Genomic DNA, 2,322 nt, shown 5'->3' on the forward strand with positions numbered 1-2,322 from the left:
GACCGGCAGCTTCATGGATCAGCCCCTCTGTCGGCCCGTCATACTGGTTGCGTCCGCAACGTAATACACACACCCAATGGCAGGTTTGTGCAACATCATCGAGTATGTGGGTGGAGAGTATAACGGTTCGATCCTGTCCCAGTTGGGCAAGGAGTGTGCGGAACCGCATGCGTTCTTCGGGATCCAACCCCGCTGTGGGCTCGTCGACTACCAGCAGCTGGGGGTCGCCCATAAGTGCCTGTGCGATGCCAACCCCGCGTTTCATACCCCCGGATAGCCCCCCGATAGGTTGGTTCATTACATCCTCTAGTCCCACCTGTTCCAGGAGGGTATGTGCCTGCTCCTGCCGTACGTGTTTGTTGTCAATCATTTTCAAGATGCCGATATAATCAAGGAATTCAAGTGGCGTCAGGTTGTCGTACGGGAGGATGTGCTGAGGCAGATAACCCAGGTGTCGTTTTAAATTTCGCCTATTGGCCGGCGAAGACAGGTCTTGCCCATCAATATAAATTTTACCTTTAGTCGGTTTGATTATTCCGGTGAGAATACGCATGAGGGTTGTTTTGCCGGCACCATTTGGTCCTATGAGCCCTATCATGCCTTGTGGAAGATCAACGGTCAGATCGTTCAAAGCGGCCGGTCTCCCTCGAAAATCCTTGGTCAGATGGTCAATAGAGATAAACATGTGAGTAATTCCTTTCAAAGTCAGTAAATAGTCAGACCCCACCTTTTATGTGGTTGGAGGCTATGTTTGCACCAGTGAAAAGGAGGAAGATAATACACACCTGCCAGAGCAGGGATATGACTCCTGATTGTACGGTAAAGGGGCTGTTCGCCGGTACGTACATAGGATCTGTATGGAACCATCCCTGCGCAATGGGATCGCCAATGACTGCCAGGGGGCCGCCATTGAGCGTTGGAACTGGTAAGAGGGGGGTATAGAAAGCCAGCCAGGCCCATACCAGGACTGCAAGAATTCGGGCTACGATCGTGGGCAACAGGGCTCCCAGCAGGGCGGATATCCCCATAGCAATCAGTATTGATGGTGAGAGTATGACAAGTGCCACTGCCAGGGCCACCAGTATTGCCTTACCGTTGCCGTGGAAGGCTTGGTGGACCGCGATCAATACAAGGAAAAGCAGGGAAGATGATATGCAGATAACCCAGGCTCCCAAGACATGAGCCGAGCCGATGACGGCCATCGGTAAGGGGGAGGTGGATTCAAGCTCGTCCATACCTGTTCGCCTGCCGGCAGTCATAAGGTTGCTAAAAGATGCTGCGTATGCCAACGGGGTGAACATAGCAAGAACCTGTCCGGTAAAGACAAGACCATCTATGTCGCTGAATCCAGGTGACATAGGAGAGGCATAGGCCAAAAAGAGGGCGAAGAGCGCCAGCGGCATGCTGGCTATCCATAAGGCTTTACACCGATAAAACATCAGTAGCGTGATGCGTACAAGACTCAGTATCCTCATAGGGCTGCCACCTTTACGACATTGCGCTCCGCATCACTGCAGATTTTCCATCCGAAGATTGCGCCTGCCGCTGCAATAATCATTAGTATCAGTCGTTGCCGGACTGGATCGGTGATGTATGGATCCCATATAAAACATAGAAACAGCCAAATAGCTATGGAAGCCAGCGACGATGTTGGCATAGACGTGGTGAGTACGGCTATAAGGAAAACCAGACAGTTGACAATGAATATACTGCCAACCGGGGTAACGATGCTCACCCACCCCATGTCGCGTGGCCAAAGTCGCATCATATGCAAGCCGGTAAAAAGAAGGCCTGCGGCTGCAAGAAATGCTCCGGTAATGATAAGCAGCCTGGTCACTTGAACCTTCCGCCATCCAGTTGGGGTTGACTCAGCAAGTTCAACGATTGGATCACCGTTGAGTACAAAAGCTGTAGATAGACCAGCAGCAATTACTGGCACCTGAGTAAGAACCATCATAACCGGCCGTATGCGGCGCAATGACCAAATGCTCTCCAGTACGAAGCCCGCAAGAAGAACACCTGCAGTCAGTATGAACGGCAGTAATACTAGCCTATAAAGCCTCTTGAGCTGTATACCTACGAAAGCCAACCTCGTCCACCTTCCTCATATCTGGTTTTGGCCTCGGCTGCTGCCAGACATTGTTCGCTACTCGTTCCGTCTGCTTAGTTAGTAGCGAGAGAGGATGAAAAGGTTCATTAATTTTTATCTCCACCGGCGAGTCGAGTATGCCAGGCAAGAGGAGCGGTAAGGATAACAGCAGATAGGAGTCCCACTGTCAGTAGGATGGTCCCTGCCCAGGCTGCGGTTGTAGTGGGTACCGA

3 protein-coding genes are annotated in these 2,322 nt (G+C 51.6%); all 3 read right to left on the minus strand.

Going from position 1 to position 2,322, the window contains the following annotated elements:
* Positions 1 to 685, minus strand: a 685-nt coding sequence (locus tag AC0AP0_RS12120; RefSeq protein WP_490430657.1) for an ATP-binding cassette domain-containing protein, incomplete at its 3' end; no start/stop codon positions are given.
* Positions 686 to 716: 31 nt separating this feature from the next.
* On the minus strand, positions 717 to 1,475 hold the full coding sequence (locus tag AC0AP0_RS12125; protein WP_490430658.1) for a murein hydrolase transporter LrgB: 759 nt from the start codon (positions 1,473 to 1,475) through the stop codon (positions 717 to 719).
* Positions 1,472 to 2,089, minus strand: coding sequence for a hypothetical protein (locus AC0AP0_RS12130; RefSeq protein WP_490430659.1), 618 nt, complete (start codon positions 2,087 to 2,089; stop codon positions 1,472 to 1,474). Before AC0AP0_RS12130 ends, AC0AP0_RS12125 begins: the two co-directional genes overlap by 4 nt.
* Positions 2,090 to 2,322 lie beyond the last annotated feature (233 nt).

This window comes from Bifidobacterium sp. POST2/T3 (B1) (assembly GCF_058197115.1).